20 protein-coding genes are annotated in these 12,679 nt (G+C 39.1%); 6 read left to right on the top strand and 14 right to left on the bottom strand.

Annotated elements, in window-relative coordinates:
• Positions 1-136: 136 nt before the first annotated feature.
• From NT175_05235 to NT175_05175, 13 genes are all read right to left on the bottom strand, one after another.
• The gene (locus tag NT175_05235; GenBank protein MCX6234118.1) at positions 137-532 is read right to left on the bottom strand and encodes a 4Fe-4S binding protein; all 396 of its coding nucleotides are present in this window, start codon (positions 530-532) and stop codon (positions 137-139) included.
• Between the two features lie 58 nt (positions 533-590).
• Positions 591-1,454, bottom strand: coding sequence for an ATP-binding protein (locus tag NT175_05230; GenBank protein ID MCX6234117.1), 864 nt, complete (start codon positions 1,452-1,454; stop codon positions 591-593).
• On the bottom strand, positions 1,429-2,307 hold the full coding sequence (locus tag NT175_05225; protein MCX6234116.1) for an ATP-binding protein: 879 nt from the start codon (positions 2,305-2,307) through the stop codon (positions 1,429-1,431). The genes NT175_05230 and NT175_05225 overlap by 26 nt, the downstream gene beginning before the upstream one ends.
• Before the next feature lie 6 nt (positions 2,308-2,313).
• Positions 2,314-2,757, bottom strand: a complete 444-nt coding sequence (locus tag NT175_05220) for a CGGC domain-containing protein (protein ID MCX6234115.1) — start codon at positions 2,755-2,757, stop codon at positions 2,314-2,316.
• 13 nt (positions 2,758-2,770) lie between these two features.
• On the bottom strand, positions 2,771-3,517 hold the full coding sequence (locus NT175_05215; GenBank protein ID MCX6234114.1) for an ARMT1-like domain-containing protein: 747 nt from the start codon (positions 3,515-3,517) through the stop codon (positions 2,771-2,773).
• A 126-nt stretch (positions 3,518-3,643) separates the two neighbouring features.
• The gene (locus NT175_05210; protein ID MCX6234113.1) at positions 3,644-3,982 is read right to left on the bottom strand and encodes a NifB/NifX family molybdenum-iron cluster-binding protein; all 339 of its coding nucleotides are present in this window, start codon (positions 3,980-3,982) and stop codon (positions 3,644-3,646) included.
• Positions 3,983-4,111: 129 nt separating this feature from the next.
• Positions 4,112-4,504 (bottom strand): iron-sulfur cluster assembly scaffold protein, encoded by a 393-nt coding sequence (locus NT175_05205; GenBank protein MCX6234112.1) that lies wholly within the window; start codon positions 4,502-4,504, stop codon positions 4,112-4,114.
• Between the two features lie 63 nt (positions 4,505-4,567).
• Positions 4,568-4,801: a DUF5320 domain-containing protein gene (locus NT175_05200; GenBank protein ID MCX6234111.1), complete on the bottom strand. Its 234-nt coding sequence runs from the start codon at positions 4,799-4,801 to the stop codon at positions 4,568-4,570.
• Between the two features lie 27 nt (positions 4,802-4,828).
• A complete protein-coding gene (locus NT175_05195) occupies positions 4,829-5,014 on the bottom strand; it encodes a DUF5320 family protein (GenBank protein MCX6234110.1) in 186 nt (61 codons plus the stop codon).
• An 11-nt stretch (positions 5,015-5,025) separates the two neighbouring features.
• The gene (locus tag NT175_05190) at positions 5,026-5,343 is read right to left on the bottom strand and encodes a dinitrogenase iron-molybdenum cofactor biosynthesis protein (GenBank protein ID MCX6234109.1); all 318 of its coding nucleotides are present in this window, start codon (positions 5,341-5,343) and stop codon (positions 5,026-5,028) included.
• 216 nt (positions 5,344-5,559) lie between these two features.
• Positions 5,560-5,919 carry an iron-sulfur cluster assembly scaffold protein gene (locus NT175_05185; protein MCX6234108.1) on the bottom strand — a complete coding sequence of 120 codons (360 nt, stop codon included), beginning with the start codon at positions 5,917-5,919 and terminating at the stop codon, positions 5,560-5,562.
• A gap of 207 nt (positions 5,920-6,126) precedes the next feature.
• Positions 6,127-6,384, bottom strand: a complete 258-nt coding sequence (locus NT175_05180) for a DUF5320 domain-containing protein (GenBank protein ID MCX6234107.1) — start codon at positions 6,382-6,384, stop codon at positions 6,127-6,129.
• A gap of 26 nt (positions 6,385-6,410) precedes the next feature.
• The gene (locus NT175_05175; GenBank protein ID MCX6234106.1) at positions 6,411-6,593 is read right to left on the bottom strand and encodes a DUF5320 domain-containing protein; all 183 of its coding nucleotides are present in this window, start codon (positions 6,591-6,593) and stop codon (positions 6,411-6,413) included.
• A 131-nt stretch (positions 6,594-6,724) separates the two neighbouring features.
• Between NT175_05175 and NT175_05170 the strand changes: the two genes are divergently transcribed.
• The 6 genes from NT175_05170 (at position 6,725) to NT175_05145 (ending at position 11,075) form a co-directional block, all read left to right on the top strand.
• Entirely contained in the window at positions 6,725-7,336 is a 612-nt protein-coding gene (locus tag NT175_05170) for a DUF134 domain-containing protein (GenBank protein ID MCX6234105.1), read from the top strand.
• Complete coding sequence (locus NT175_05165) at positions 7,314-7,715, top strand: iron-molybdenum cofactor biosynthesis protein (protein ID MCX6234104.1); 402 nt, start codon at positions 7,314-7,316, stop codon at positions 7,713-7,715. The genes NT175_05170 and NT175_05165 overlap by 23 nt, the downstream gene beginning before the upstream one ends.
• Positions 7,716-7,721: 6 nt before the next feature.
• The gene (locus NT175_05160) at positions 7,722-8,354 is read left to right on the top strand and encodes a 4Fe-4S dicluster domain-containing protein (GenBank protein MCX6234103.1); all 633 of its coding nucleotides are present in this window, start codon (positions 7,722-7,724) and stop codon (positions 8,352-8,354) included.
• A gap of 3 nt (positions 8,355-8,357) precedes the next feature.
• Positions 8,358-9,425 carry a heterodisulfide reductase-related iron-sulfur binding cluster gene (locus NT175_05155; protein MCX6234102.1) on the top strand — a complete coding sequence of 356 codons (1,068 nt, stop codon included), beginning with the start codon at positions 8,358-8,360 and terminating at the stop codon, positions 9,423-9,425.
• A 122-nt stretch (positions 9,426-9,547) separates the two neighbouring features.
• Positions 9,548-10,162, top strand: coding sequence for a class I SAM-dependent methyltransferase (locus NT175_05150; protein MCX6234101.1), 615 nt, complete (start codon positions 9,548-9,550; stop codon positions 10,160-10,162).
• Positions 10,163-10,175: 13 nt separating this feature from the next.
• Entirely contained in the window at positions 10,176-11,075 is a 900-nt protein-coding gene (locus NT175_05145) for a cation diffusion facilitator family transporter (GenBank protein MCX6234100.1), read from the top strand.
• A 101-nt stretch (positions 11,076-11,176) separates the two neighbouring features.
• Here NT175_05145 and NT175_05140 read toward each other — a convergent pair whose 3' ends face one another.
• Positions 11,177-12,574: a hypothetical protein gene (locus NT175_05140; GenBank protein ID MCX6234099.1), complete on the bottom strand. Its 1,398-nt coding sequence runs from the start codon at positions 12,572-12,574 to the stop codon at positions 11,177-11,179.
• Positions 12,575-12,679 lie beyond the last annotated feature (105 nt).

Raw genomic sequence — 12,679 nt, 5'->3', positions numbered from 1 at the left:
ACCTGAACAATGAATTTTGTCAAAACAAAAACTGCATCAATATCTTACAAATTATCCCAGCTTGCCTAATTTTTTGTATTCGTCCTGGAAATAGTATAGCTTTTTATCCGAATTTTGGATTTATGAATTATTCAGGTTAAGTAATGGCCTCTGCAGGGCAGGCATTTACACATGCATGGCATTTTACACATTGTTCGTTTATTATTTTTGCTTTACCATGTTCAATAATAATAGCTCCAGAAAGACATTCATTTACACATGCCCCACAACCTGAACATAGTTCAGTATCAACTTTTGGATAGTTGGCAATATCTACATTATCATTAAAACCAATATGTTTATTATTATTTTCAAACTGAGCCTGCCTTACAAGTGGAACATTGCATGTAGGGCATATTAATGTAAAGCAAGGCACGCCACGTTTATGCGCAAGCGAATAATTGCATTGAGGACACATACAAAGACCTGATGAAATTTTTGCCCCACGCCCTTGGTTAGCGTTTTTATTTTTATTTTTTCTGTTTCCGAACATAAAAGATATTTTACAATGGCATTTAATTTCAAAAATTGCAAATACAATATTTCAAAAACTATTCATGTATTATAGTATTATAAATTGTACCAAGCGTTTTGCTTATTTCTGAATTCTTGTTGTATTCGATAATACTCATCTGCTGAACCATGGCATTGACAATTTGTGAAGTAAAAGGCAGATAGCCAGCAACAGAAATTTTATGCTTCTTACACCAGTTTTCAATCTGCCGGCTCATTTCATTATTCAGATTGAATTTATTGATGATTATCCATGGATTCAGATTAAACTTTTTTACTATTTCAACTGTACGCTTCATATCATGGAGGCCAGAAACGGAGGGCTCTGTTACAATTACCACTTTGTCAACTCCTGTAATGGTTGAAATAACAGGACAACCAATACCCGGCGGACCATCGAGGATAATCATTTTTATCCCATTTTCTTTTGCTACCTGTTTCGCTTTTTCACGTACCATATTGACCAACTTGCCGGAGTTCTCTTCACCTGGCGCAAGGCGTCCATAAACCATTTTTCCATTGCGAAAGGACCCAGAAAACATACGGCTTTTATCATTTTGAATCATGTTTATTGCATTTTCTGGACAGATACGGGTACATAAAAAACAGCCATCGCAGGATGTCTCGGAAATAGTAATTTTATTATTCACAGTCGTGATGGCTTCAAAACGGCAATAACTGATACATAGCCCACACATGGAGCATTTATCATAATCAATAACAGCTTTATGACCTCCAATATAAATTTTTTCTTCCTCATGCACAGGGTTAAAAATAAGATACAAATTGGCTGCGTCCACATCACAGTCTGCAAGTACTACATTTTCGATTAATGTAGCAAATGCAGCACTGATGATTGATTTACCGGTACCCCCTTTACCGCTGATTATCGCTATTTCCATATTGTCGCATTATTTTTTTAATCATATTATAAAATTCTATTTCAAGATATTGCTTTGTTTCTGCAACAATTTTCCCTGTTGAATATAATTCTGCAATTTCTATATCAAAAAGTATTTCGTGTAATAGTTGAATTTTTTCTTTTTCGAGATAAAAATAAATATCGGCATTACCCAGCCCAGCCTTGTTTACTATTACTCCGAAGGGTTTATTTATTTTTTTAAGCGTTTCGACACTTTGCTTTAAGTCGCTAAAACTAAAAGGAGTTGGCTCGGTAACGAGTATTACAAAATCGGCTGCTAATGCCGTTTGAATAAAAGGACACGATGTACCCGGAGGGGAATCCAGAATAATAAAATCAGCCATAGTATCAGCTTTTTTTAATGCTGCTTTAATAACAGATACAGGGGACATTACGCCAATATTCATACGGGCTTCAATCAACGAAACCACACCATTTAATAAGTAAGAATTCACCTTGCCAAGTGAAACAAGTTTTTCAGTTATCGCATCATATTGACAAGCAACAACGCATGCCCCGCATCCATGGCATAAATCCTCTATAACCTGAATAACTTTAACCGGAGGCAGTATAAAAATAGCATTGTAATTGCACCAGTCGTGGCATTTGCCGCAATAAGTGCAAGCATTTGAACTGATAACAGGTACTCTCTGAGAAACATCATCTGAATTAACTAAGTTAACATCAAAAAAAGCTATGGCGTTTGGGGCTTCGGCATCGCAATCCACAAGCATAGCACTCCGGTTATTCTTACATAAAGAATAAAAAATGTTGGTTGCAACAAAGGTTTTTCCCGTACCTCCTTTTCCGCTGGCAATGGCTATTTTCATCATAAAGTATTAATCATAATTTAATCTGGTTTGTTCATCACCTAAAGTGTTTTGAATGACCTTCTGAGAAAAATCTCCTTTCCATGTATTCAGTTTATTGTGGGGAATAAAATATTTTTGAGGAATCGGATGCGTTCCAAAAACTACCGTTATACCATATTTTTCAGTAATAAATTTCTCAAAATAATTCATGTAAGGACAAGGCGGATAGCCCACCAAAAAACCAGTTGCAAAATGGATGTGGGTAACTCCGTTTTTTTTCATTTCTTCCGGCGCATATTCAATATTTCCACCGGGGCAACCGCCACAAGATGTAAAGGCTGCTATTTCAGCATCCGTATTTTTGTATAGCGAAAATGCACCCTCTCTGTTTTGAAATGCTTTAAAGCATTTACTTCCGGCGCAAGAACGGTATCTGTCACAAATAATAATTCCAATTTTTATTTTTTCCATAACAAATACACCTTTAGATTTTTGCATTAATAAATTGTGAATTATATACCACAAAAGAACCAACCGGCGCCCAAAGTAATTCTGCAATTACATCGCATTTCACCATCAATAAAAAAAATATTCTTTTATCATTTAATGATATTAGACCTTCTAAATTCCCCTGACCTTTGGAAATGATTAAATCAGCCGAGTTAAAACGGTCTTTAAACTCCTGACTGGACTTTTCCAATACCGTAGAGGGAGCATCATATCCATTTGAAATTACATCGGCAGCATTATCTATTTCAACTTCAGATGCATCAAAAATAGTAACATCGTTTATTATTGGTCCACCTTTAACAGCATAGGTTACATTGTGATTCATAAGAATTTCAAGAAAGAGTTTGTCAAAAACAATTTCACCCGCATTGTCACCCAGGTAAAGAATGCTTTTAGCAGCACTTATACGTTGTTTTAACAATGATGAATGATCAATTGCAAAATCAGCATGAAGTACCTTTTCAATAGTTTCATGAATATTAAAATTATGATTCGCGCCGAAATCCATAATATTACCTGCAATTGCTAAACGCAAAGCCATATCAAAGGGGTTTTCTGATTTAATTACCTTAGGTTGCCACTGTTTATACAAATCAAGGGCTATAAGATTGCTGCGTTTTTTTTCATCAGCAAATGGATCATCAACGCCACTAAACAGAGAAAATCTATGTTGCAACTTCCGCTGTAATTCCGGACTTGACAAATTCTCACTTTCAGCCATCACATGATTAAAGTATTCTGAAAATTCAGCTTTTTGTGTTAGCGAAAGCTGGAACTTGTCTAACAGACGATCATACGTTTTCTGAAAACAGACTATACAACGTACATCTTTCAACATTGCTAAATTCTAATGGTCACAATAGTTTGCACCCACTTCTAATTTATTGCTAGGAAAATCAGCAACAAGTGCCTTGGGGCTTTTAACCGGTGCCCCCACGAACACATTAATTTTTTGTTCATTAAAAAGAACAATGGCTCTTTGCCCCATACCGCCGGCAATAACATCGGTAACGCCTTTTTGAGCTAACCATGCAGGCAGTAAGCCCGGTTCGTGTGGAGGCGGGGTAATTAAATTTTCAGAAACTACGTTGCCATTTTCTGTTTCAAGAATGGCAAACTGTTCGCAATGCCCGAAATGTGAACATAACTGTCCGTTTTCTAACGGAATTGCAATGATTTTTTTCATTTTATTTTTTTTTAATAAATACTACCGAAAAAATAATTCTTCATGTTTTTAACTAATTAATTGCCCCCCTCCGAAACGTATGCAACACCCCATGCAACAATCTCTAACAGCCATAGCATTTCCCAATAGTTACTCTTTTTTTTTGTATTGTTCAATCGCCTTTTTTAAAGTCAATATGGCTAACCGTGCACAATGGACTTTCTGCAGCGGTATCGCGCCCAAATGGTTTAGTATATCGTACTCGTCCAACCTCTCACAATCCATCAACGTTTTACCTTTTATCATTTCAGTAAGAGCAGAACCTGATGCGAAAGAGCCTGCACAACCTATAGCTTGGAATTTTGCATCGGTTATGATATCCGATATTTTCAAAAATATTTCCATCGTATCTCCGCAGGGGCCTGTAAATATGGAATGGGCATCCGGGTTTTCGATACTCCCGACATTTAAATGATTTTCATAATATTCTATAGCCCTATCCGAATATCCAGAGGTTTTTAATAAATTCCATACCTCACTCATAATTTTAGGGATTAATTATTTAAATAACATATAAGACGGAGGATATTATACTCCATGTTTAAATTAATTGCTGCCTCTGAAACGGTTTTGTCGTCCCATACCGCGACCTCTTCCACACCTGCCCCAGTCAATGCCAAAACCACGACCTGCAAAATTTTCAGGCAGATTCTGGTCAGGATTTTCAGATTGTGCCGAATTTTGATTTTTCTGGTTTGCACCAAAAGCATTACACCGCCCCATTCTGTGGCCTGTCATAGGACATTGTCCCATTGGGCCAGTTTGATCAAATCTTGGCATAATGACCTCCTTATTTATTAGTTAATACTATTTTAAACCGCTTTTTAAGCGTTTTCCTTTACCTCCTTTTCCTCCACCGAAATGACGTTTTTTACCCATTCCTTTACCGAGATTTTTTATTTTTTCATCATTTGTAGTTTTACTACATTTCCCTAATTTACGTCCGAAATGAGAACCTTCTCCTTCGGGACCTTTACCATCAAGTTTTGGCATATTCCTTTTTTTTAATGATTTAGCATTTCTATAATTTCTTTAATTTTCCTCTCTGGTTCTTTAAAAATAATCATCTGTATTTTCCGGCTGTCGAGCAAGGATTTTATTTTAATCCCAAATTCACCTGAAATTATTTTTTTTATATTACATGATGCCACCAACTGTGCTGAAGCAGGGCCAGCTCCGTCCTGCGCCTCTTTGTTCGGATTGGGTATATATTCCATCCCTTTTGTTTCCGTATCGTAAATAACAAAAAATGCACAACGACCAAAACGCTGGTCAAGATTGCTTTCTAAGCTATTTCCTGTACTTGTAATAGCTACTTTCATTTTATTTATTCTTAAATTTTCTACTATGTGGACTACCTTTTATGCACAAAATGGTTTTTCATTGCGGGCAAATCTCACTAATACAGGGTTTGCCGAGTTGATGTTCCTGTTCAAATCCGCACTTTGGACAAACACATACTTTCATTTCATCTACCTCCTCTTATTTTCCAGTTTATTCAATAGTTACTCCTTTTTCTCATATTGTTCAATCGTTTTTTAAGTCATTATAACTAACCGTGCACAATGGACTTTCTGCTGCGGCATCGCGCCCAGATGATTTAGTATATCGTTCTCGTTCAACTTCTCACAATCCTTCAGCGTTTTACCATTTATCATCTTAGTAAGAGCTGAACCTGATGTGAAAGAGCCTGCACATCCTATAGCTTGGAATTTTGCGTCTGTAATGACATTCGATGTAATCTTCAGAAATAGTTCCATCGTATCGCCGCAAAGGCCTGTAAATATGGAATGGGCATCCGGGTTTTCGCTACTCCCGACATTTAAATGATTTTCATAATATTCAATAGCCCTATCCGAATATCCAGACGTTTTTAATAAGTCACGTACCTTACTCATAATTTTGTTTGTTAATTATTAAAAAAATCACGGGTATGTACCCTAGGGCAAGCCTTGGACCCATGTTCCGTCCCAGAGGGACGGGGAATTATTCCCTCCGCCTTTGGCGGAATTGTTCAACTAACAAATTTTAATTCACTACGTTCTTAAAATTTGAGTTTCATAAATAAATACCACGGAGAAAAGAATCCTCCGTGATTAAATTAATTAATTGCCCCCTCTGAAACGGTTTTGTCGACCCATACCGCGGCCAATTCCACCTCTGCCACGTCCAAAACCAAAACCTCTTCCCCTGCCATAACTTAATCCTCTTCCGGGCAAATTTTCAGAAGTGCTTTTGTCTGGGTTTTCGTTATCAGTATCAGTTTGACTTTTTAGGTTTGCACCAAAATCGGTGCAACGCCCCATTCTGCGCCCTGTCATTGGACCTTGTCCATTTGGGCCTGTTTGATTAAATCCTGGCATAATGGCCTCCTTTTTATTGGTTAATACTATTTTAAACCGCTTTTTAAGCGTTTTCCTTTGCCCTCCCCTCCTCCGGAAAGACGTTTTTTACCCATTCCTTTCCCAAGTTTTTTTAATTTTTCTTTCTCTGTAGCATTACTACATTTTCCTAATTTACGTCCGGAACGAGAACCTTCTCCTTCTGGACCTGTCCCATCAAGTTTTGGCATTATTTTGAGCTTTTAGTTATCTTTACAATTTTCTATGAAAATCAGTTTCCTTTTAAATTTTCTGAAATAATCTTCAAAATTAGTTATTATTTTGAACTTATGTTCATAATTATTAGTAATTTTGTCACACTATGCCACGACCAAAAAGAAAACGTAATGTAACCCATCCTCCCATGATGGAGGGATTCAAACCCTTTGGTATTCCAATTACTGATCTGGAGCCGGTTATTCTTTTTTTTGAAGAATATGAAGCCATCCGTTTATTGGATTATATAGGCATGACCCAGTTGGAGGCAGCCCGGGAGATGGCTGTTTCAAGACCTACCCTTACGCGTATTTACGAAAAAGCCCGCCGGACCATTGCTGCGGCATTTGTTGAGGGGAAAGCCATTTTTATCGAAGGAGGCGATTATCATACCGACGAGTTCTGGTACCGTTGTGAAGCATGTTATAAACTACTGATCAGTGAAAAAGAGATCTTATCATGCTCGTATTGCGAATCGGACAAAATCAGACCATTAACAGATAAGCTATTTAAAATGGATCATCAGAAACACGAAGAACATCCGGGGTTTTGCATTTGCCTGCACTGCAATACAAAGATCCCTCATCAACAGGGCATCCCATGCAGGGAAAGTACATGTCCCCAATGCGGAAAAAAGATGGTCAGGGAAAACAGTTATCATCATCAATTATATTTAAAAAAGAAAGGAATAAAAGATGAAAATCGCAATCCCCAGTGACGAAGGAACCTATTTATCTCAACATTTCGGGAGAACCCTGGGATTTACAATTTTTGAAATCGCCAACGGCCAGATCATTAATCAGGAGTATCGACCCAATACCTTTACCGGGCATGCCATGGGACAACATCAGGAACATCAGCATCATGGCGCTGAACATGAGGATCATGCCCAACATTCGCATGGAAGAATACGGAGTGCATTGAACGACTGTGAAGTTGTGATAGCGGGAGGGATGGGGCGCAGGTTATTAGATGACCTTACCGATGCCGGAAAAAGAATCTATATTACCTCCCAGCCCGAAACCCGTAAAGCCGCGGAGATGTTTCTGGCTGATGAATTAAAAAGCGACAAGGAAGCCTGTAGCCATCATGAATAATTGACCATGAGCCTGGTTGAATTATTAAAGAAAGATGTCAGATTTCAAGAGGGTCTGAATGCGTGCATCAGCTGTGGCACCTGTACAGCAATCTGCCCTGCTGCCCACTTTTACCCTTACGACCCCAGGATTATTGTTGAAACGGTTCAACGTGGCAATGAGGCTGATATTTTGGCCTTGCTGGAATCAGACACCATATGGTATTGTGGAGAATGCCTGAGTTGTAAAACCCGTTGCCCACGGAATAATACACCGGGCTATATAGTCCAATCCTTACGTAACCTATCCCAGGAGCTTGGATGTTTTACTAAATCGGAAAAAGGAAGACAACAGCTTGAAGTCAAACGAATTGTCGGTGAAAACATGATCAAATATGGGTATTGTGTTTTTTTGGATGAAATCGACCTGGAGGGACATCCGGAGCAAGGTCCTGTTTGGCAATGGTATAAAGATAATGCCGACAGCATTTTAAAAAAGCTTGGTGCAAATTACAAGGGTGACGGAAAAGGTACATTGCGAAAAATAAGCGATGAGGACTTGAAAGAACTAAACAGGATTTTCGAAGTCACCGGTGCTACTAAGCGATTTGAAGATATTGAAAAATATTGTAATGGTGAGGCCATTCTAAAAATTGGATAAGGTATGAAGATAGAAGGGAAACAGCGGCTTTGGGATGAATATCAAAAGGATATTGCAGATGACCATTATTATTTTGCACGTAGCTGTATCAGGCAAAATTTCTTTCCTGGTTCTGAAATCGCATTTCTCAAGATTTTAAGAGATTATCTTCATAAAGATGTTTATGACGATTCCCATCAGACAACCTGTACCGGAATTGCCTATCATTCAGCGCTGATCCCATTTGAAACCACCAGAGCCGTTGTAGCCCGGCAATTCTCCCTGATGAACCAGGCAGGTTATAAAAATTTTGTCCCATCCTGTGTCACCTCCTTTGGAGTTTATTCTGAAGTGATCGAAACCTGGAAAAACTTTCCAGAAACCCTGGATCAATCCCGGCAACAACTGAGAGAAGCCACCGGCAGGGAATTTTCTTGTCCGGAAAATATTGCACATACAAGCGACATCATCTTTAAATACCGGAAGGAGATTGCGGAACAAGCCAGATACAAATTGATCAACAGAAACACCGGTGAACCATTAAAAGTGGTCGAACATATCGGATGTCATTATGCAAAGATGTTTCCCAAAAAAGGTATAGGCGGAGCGGAATATCCTTATGTGCTTGTCGGTATGGTTGAAGCCTGGGGAGGGAAAATTATCGATTACCCCGAACGGCGTCATTGCTGTGGATTCGGCTTCAGGAATTACATTGTCAAAGAAAATCGTGGGTATTCTCTCGCCAATTCAAAAATAAAATTTGACTCTATGGAGCCTTACAAACCTGATTTTATTGTGGCCAACTGTCCCGGATGCACCTATTTTTTAGATCGCTGGCAATATGTCATTGCAGAAATGACGGGTAAAACTTATGGAAATAATAGATATGGAATACCTGTTCTGACTTACGAAGAGATGGCCGGCCTGGTATTGGGAATGGATCCCTGGGATTTAGGAATGCAACTCCACCAGGTTTCAGTGGAATCGTTACTTGATAAAATGGGAATTCAGTATTATCCTTCGAAAAAGTTCAGGGGGTACATGAATGAAAATATTGGAATCCCCGACAAACCGGATGTCCTGAGAATATAGGAAATTGATGTTTTTTTTAGCCGTAGTAATCTCGATAAGACTTGAGATATTGAGATTGTCCGGAGATATTATGGCAAGGCAGATCCAGGAGAATCCGTAAAACAAAATTATTTTAACTTATTATGAGCGAATTCGATCAAAAGGCACAAGAGTGGGATAATAATCAGATGCATCTTGAACGTACTAAGGCAGTTGCCAAACAACTAATTGAAATGGTTCACATCACACCAAACATGAAGGCTTTGGAGTTTGGCGCTGGTACCGGATTACTCAGTTTTTACCTGAAAGACCGGTTTTCGGAAATTACCCTGGTAGATAGCTCCCGGGAAATGCTTAAAATGGCTGAACAAAAGATGGAGACTAGTGATCATTCAAAATTCAAAACATTGTTTTTAAATCTTGAAATGGAAGAATACAGTGGTGATCCGTTCGATATCATCTACAGCCAAATGGTACTGCATCATATTAAGGATATAAATGCCATCTTCAAGAAGTTTTATCATTTATTAATGCCCGGAGGAATATTGGCAATTGCTGACCTTTACCAGGAGGACGGTTCATTCCATGATGGCGATGTGAATGTTCACCGAGGATTTGACCCGCAGGAGTTGAATACATTTCTCATTCAACAAGGTTTCCATGACGGTCAAATTGTACCTTGCTTTGTTATCCAGAAAGAGGTCTCCGCAGAAAAAATTAATGAGTACCCGATTTTTTTAATGACAGCATTTAGGTAGAAATATACATGATATGGGAAATCATTCACATCGTCATGAAAATCCTTCCGGCAGATTATTTATCAGTATCCTACTGAACGGTTTGATCACACTGGCTGAAATTGTCGGCGGAATATTCTCCAACAGCCTGGCATTGATTTCTGATGCCATTCATAACCTGGGTGATACCCTTGCCTTGATACTTGCCTGGTTGGCGAATAATGTAAGTGGCAAAAAACCCAATGCCAGACGCACCTTTGGGTATAAACGATTTGAAATACTTTCGGCGTTCATGAATGCATCGATTCTGACGGCGATTTCCATTTATCTTATTTATGAAGCCATTCTGCGCTTTCTTCATCCGGAACCTATCCGGTCAGCTCTTATGCTCATTATTGCAGTCATCGGGTTGGTTGCCAACCTTATCTCCATGCTGTTTCTGCGCGGTGACTCGAATAAAAGCCTGAATATAAAAGCACCATATGTGCATCTGCTGGGCGACACACTATCTTCGGGTGCAGTGATTGGAGGCGCCATCCTTATCTATTTCACAAAGGTTGTATGGATTGATCCGGTGTTAACACTTATCATCAGTGTAGTGATTATTTTTCAAGCATTTAAAATCTTACGCGAATCTATTAATATTTTAATGCAAAGCGCACCCGAAAATCTTAATTTGGATGAGATCAAAATTTATCTTGAAAAACATCCATTGATCCGGAATATCCATCATGTTCACTGCTGGCAACTCCAGGATCATGACATTCTTTTCGAAGCTCATATTGAAACATCAGAAGATCTGTTGCTGAGTGAATCTTGTGAATTACTGAAAGAAGTTGAGGACATTTTAAGAAAAAATTTTCATATTACTCATACAACACTCCAGGTAGAATTTAATGTTTGTGGCGATAAAGCGATGATCAAACAGCCATAAAAAACAAAGATCACACTCTTTGGCTCGGGAGCGGGAATGACAGGTTATTTTATTCTCGTTTGTGTCGGCCGGTGATTATAACAGGAATGGGATATGATCTCTCACATTTCAGGAATTAATTTTTTAACTATCTTTTGAAAATCCCTGTTATCCTTCATGCCCTGGAATGCGGGCTCACTGTTTATTTTATCGATGTCATTAAATCCATTATCAATAGCTTTCTGCAGATTTCTAAGTGACTCCCTTGATTCGCCAAGGATGGCATATTCTTTCGCCAGCTCAAAAAAAGGATGTTCATCATCCGGCATGACAATAGCAAGTATCTCATGCACCACTATCGCTTTTTGATACTGGTAGTTACGTTTATAGGTATTCCCATCCTCATAGCAGCCATAAATGATCATTTGCTTCAGCCGTTTACCCATTTTTGATTTGACACTATCGGAACTTCTTACCAGGCTGTTCAGGTATTTTATTTCACTCTTCCACCATTCAATGGCTGCAGAGTCAAGGGTACCGTTTGTATGATCCCGGATAGCCTCAAGGCAAAGAAGTTGCTGTTTTGTCTCTCTTTGTGCAAAGTCTTCTTCATCTTTAATAGCAGCTTTCACACTTTTAAGTTCACCAAGTTCTGCAACCTTATTCTTAATCGCTGATATATCCATTAGCTCTTCAAAATCAGTTGCCATATCGTTGTAAATCCGGTACGACTGATAGAAGTTGCCAGCCTTTTCTTCATGCTGTGCATTGAGCAGATTCTTATCAAAGAGGATTTGTATGACCGAATCATTTCGGGGTATCAGGTTCTTTCTCATAGCCTGCAGTTCAAGCCAGTCGAACGCCTGGATGGCCGCCTTTTCGGGTGGCCACTCATGGGTTCCGCTGAAGATTATTAACTTATTGGATATGCGGAGTTCCGTCAGTTTGTCTTGAAGGTTTGTGACTTCGAGGTAATTCATATCGCAGTCGCCGACCATGCCCACAAAGGAGAAGGTGGCATTTATGCCGGGTTGATATTTAGGTTCGCGGGCCAGGCCGGCACCGCAGCCAATAACACCTGCCACTTTGCCGGTCAGGACAGCTACTGTGGATGCTGCCCGTGCTCCGCCCGAAAATCCACAGGTATATATCCGGTCGGTATTGATTGAAAACTTCTTCTGAGAGTCTTTCATCATGGCATCGCCGGCCTTAAAAATAGGATCCCACGGCCCATTCTGGGAGTTGTTCGAACAGATTAGAATATAGCCATAAGTCTCTGCAGCCTTTGAAAAGCTTTGCAAGGGAAGCGCGCCCCTGGCGCCGGGTTCAAATATGTACACCACAGGCCATTTCTGGCTGGGATTATAACCGGAGGGGAGGTAAAGGGCATAGCTCTGCTGAGGGTCGCTGTCGCACCAAACGGTATCAATTATAACACCGGGAGTGAACGCAGTGGATGAGGTTTGCGATGAAAGAGTGACTGTAATAAATAGATTTATAAAGAAAATAATTTTCCTCATCCGGATTCCAATTGAAAGCTATATAATACCATTTAAGGCTGTCTCAAAAGTACTTTAGAATTGCTTTTTAACTTTGTGTCACTTTGTGTATTCTTTGTGAATCTT

This window comes from Bacteroidota bacterium (assembly GCA_026391695.1).
Taxonomy (GTDB): Bacteria; Bacteroidota; Bacteroidia; order Bacteroidales; family JAGONC01; genus JAPLDP01.
This window is presented reverse-complemented; position numbering and strand designations above follow the sequence as displayed.

Bases quoted from the DNA above. Each gene is read 5' to 3' on its own strand.
- NT175_05145 (MCX6234100.1), top strand. From the start codon at position 10,176: ATGGGAAATCATTCACATCGTCATGAAAATCCTTCCGGCAGATTATTT.
- NT175_05210 (MCX6234113.1), bottom strand. From the start codon at position 3,982: ATGAAAAAAATCATTGCAATTCCGTTAGAAAACGGACAGTTATGTTCA.
- NT175_05225 (MCX6234116.1), bottom strand. From the start codon at position 2,307: ATGATGAAAATAGCCATTGCCAGCGGAAAAGGAGGTACGGGAAAAACC.
- NT175_05190 (MCX6234109.1), bottom strand. From the start codon at position 5,343: ATGAAAGTAGCTATTACAAGTACAGGAAATAGCTTAGAAAGCAATCTT.
- NT175_05235 (MCX6234118.1), bottom strand. From the start codon at position 532: ATGTTCGGAAACAGAAAAAATAAAAATAAAAACGCTAACCAAGGGCGT.
- NT175_05180 (MCX6234107.1), bottom strand. From the start codon at position 6,384: ATGCCAGGATTTAATCAAACAGGCCCAAATGGACAAGGTCCAATGACA.
- NT175_05140 (MCX6234099.1), bottom strand. From the start codon at position 12,574: ATGAGGAAAATTATTTTCTTTATAAATCTATTTATTACAGTCACTCTT.
- NT175_05200 (MCX6234111.1), bottom strand. From the start codon at position 4,801: ATGCCAAGATTTGATCAAACTGGCCCAATGGGACAATGTCCTATGACA.
- NT175_05175 (MCX6234106.1), bottom strand. From the start codon at position 6,593: ATGCCAAAACTTGATGGGACAGGTCCAGAAGGAGAAGGTTCTCGTTCC.
- NT175_05185 (MCX6234108.1), bottom strand. From the start codon at position 5,919: ATGAGTAAGGTACGTGACTTATTAAAAACGTCTGGATATTCGGATAGG.
- NT175_05160 (MCX6234103.1), top strand. From the start codon at position 7,722: ATGAGCCTGGTTGAATTATTAAAGAAAGATGTCAGATTTCAAGAGGGT.
- NT175_05205 (MCX6234112.1), bottom strand. From the start codon at position 4,504: ATGAGTGAGGTATGGAATTTATTAAAAACCTCTGGATATTCGGATAGG.
- NT175_05155 (MCX6234102.1), top strand. From the start codon at position 8,358: ATGAAGATAGAAGGGAAACAGCGGCTTTGGGATGAATATCAAAAGGAT.
- NT175_05165 (MCX6234104.1), top strand. From the start codon at position 7,314: ATGAAAATCGCAATCCCCAGTGACGAAGGAACCTATTTATCTCAACAT.
- NT175_05220 (MCX6234115.1), bottom strand. From the start codon at position 2,757: ATGGAAAAAATAAAAATTGGAATTATTATTTGTGACAGATACCGTTCT.
- NT175_05170 (MCX6234105.1), top strand. From the start codon at position 6,725: ATGCCACGACCAAAAAGAAAACGTAATGTAACCCATCCTCCCATGATG.
- NT175_05215 (MCX6234114.1), bottom strand. From the start codon at position 3,517: ATGGCTGAAAGTGAGAATTTGTCAAGTCCGGAATTACAGCGGAAGTTG.
- NT175_05230 (MCX6234117.1), bottom strand. From the start codon at position 1,454: ATGGAAATAGCGATAATCAGCGGTAAAGGGGGTACCGGTAAATCAATC.
- NT175_05195 (MCX6234110.1), bottom strand. From the start codon at position 5,014: ATGCCAAAACTTGATGGTAAAGGTCCCGAAGGAGAAGGTTCTCATTTC.
- NT175_05150 (MCX6234101.1), top strand. From the start codon at position 9,548: ATGAGCGAATTCGATCAAAAGGCACAAGAGTGGGATAATAATCAGATG.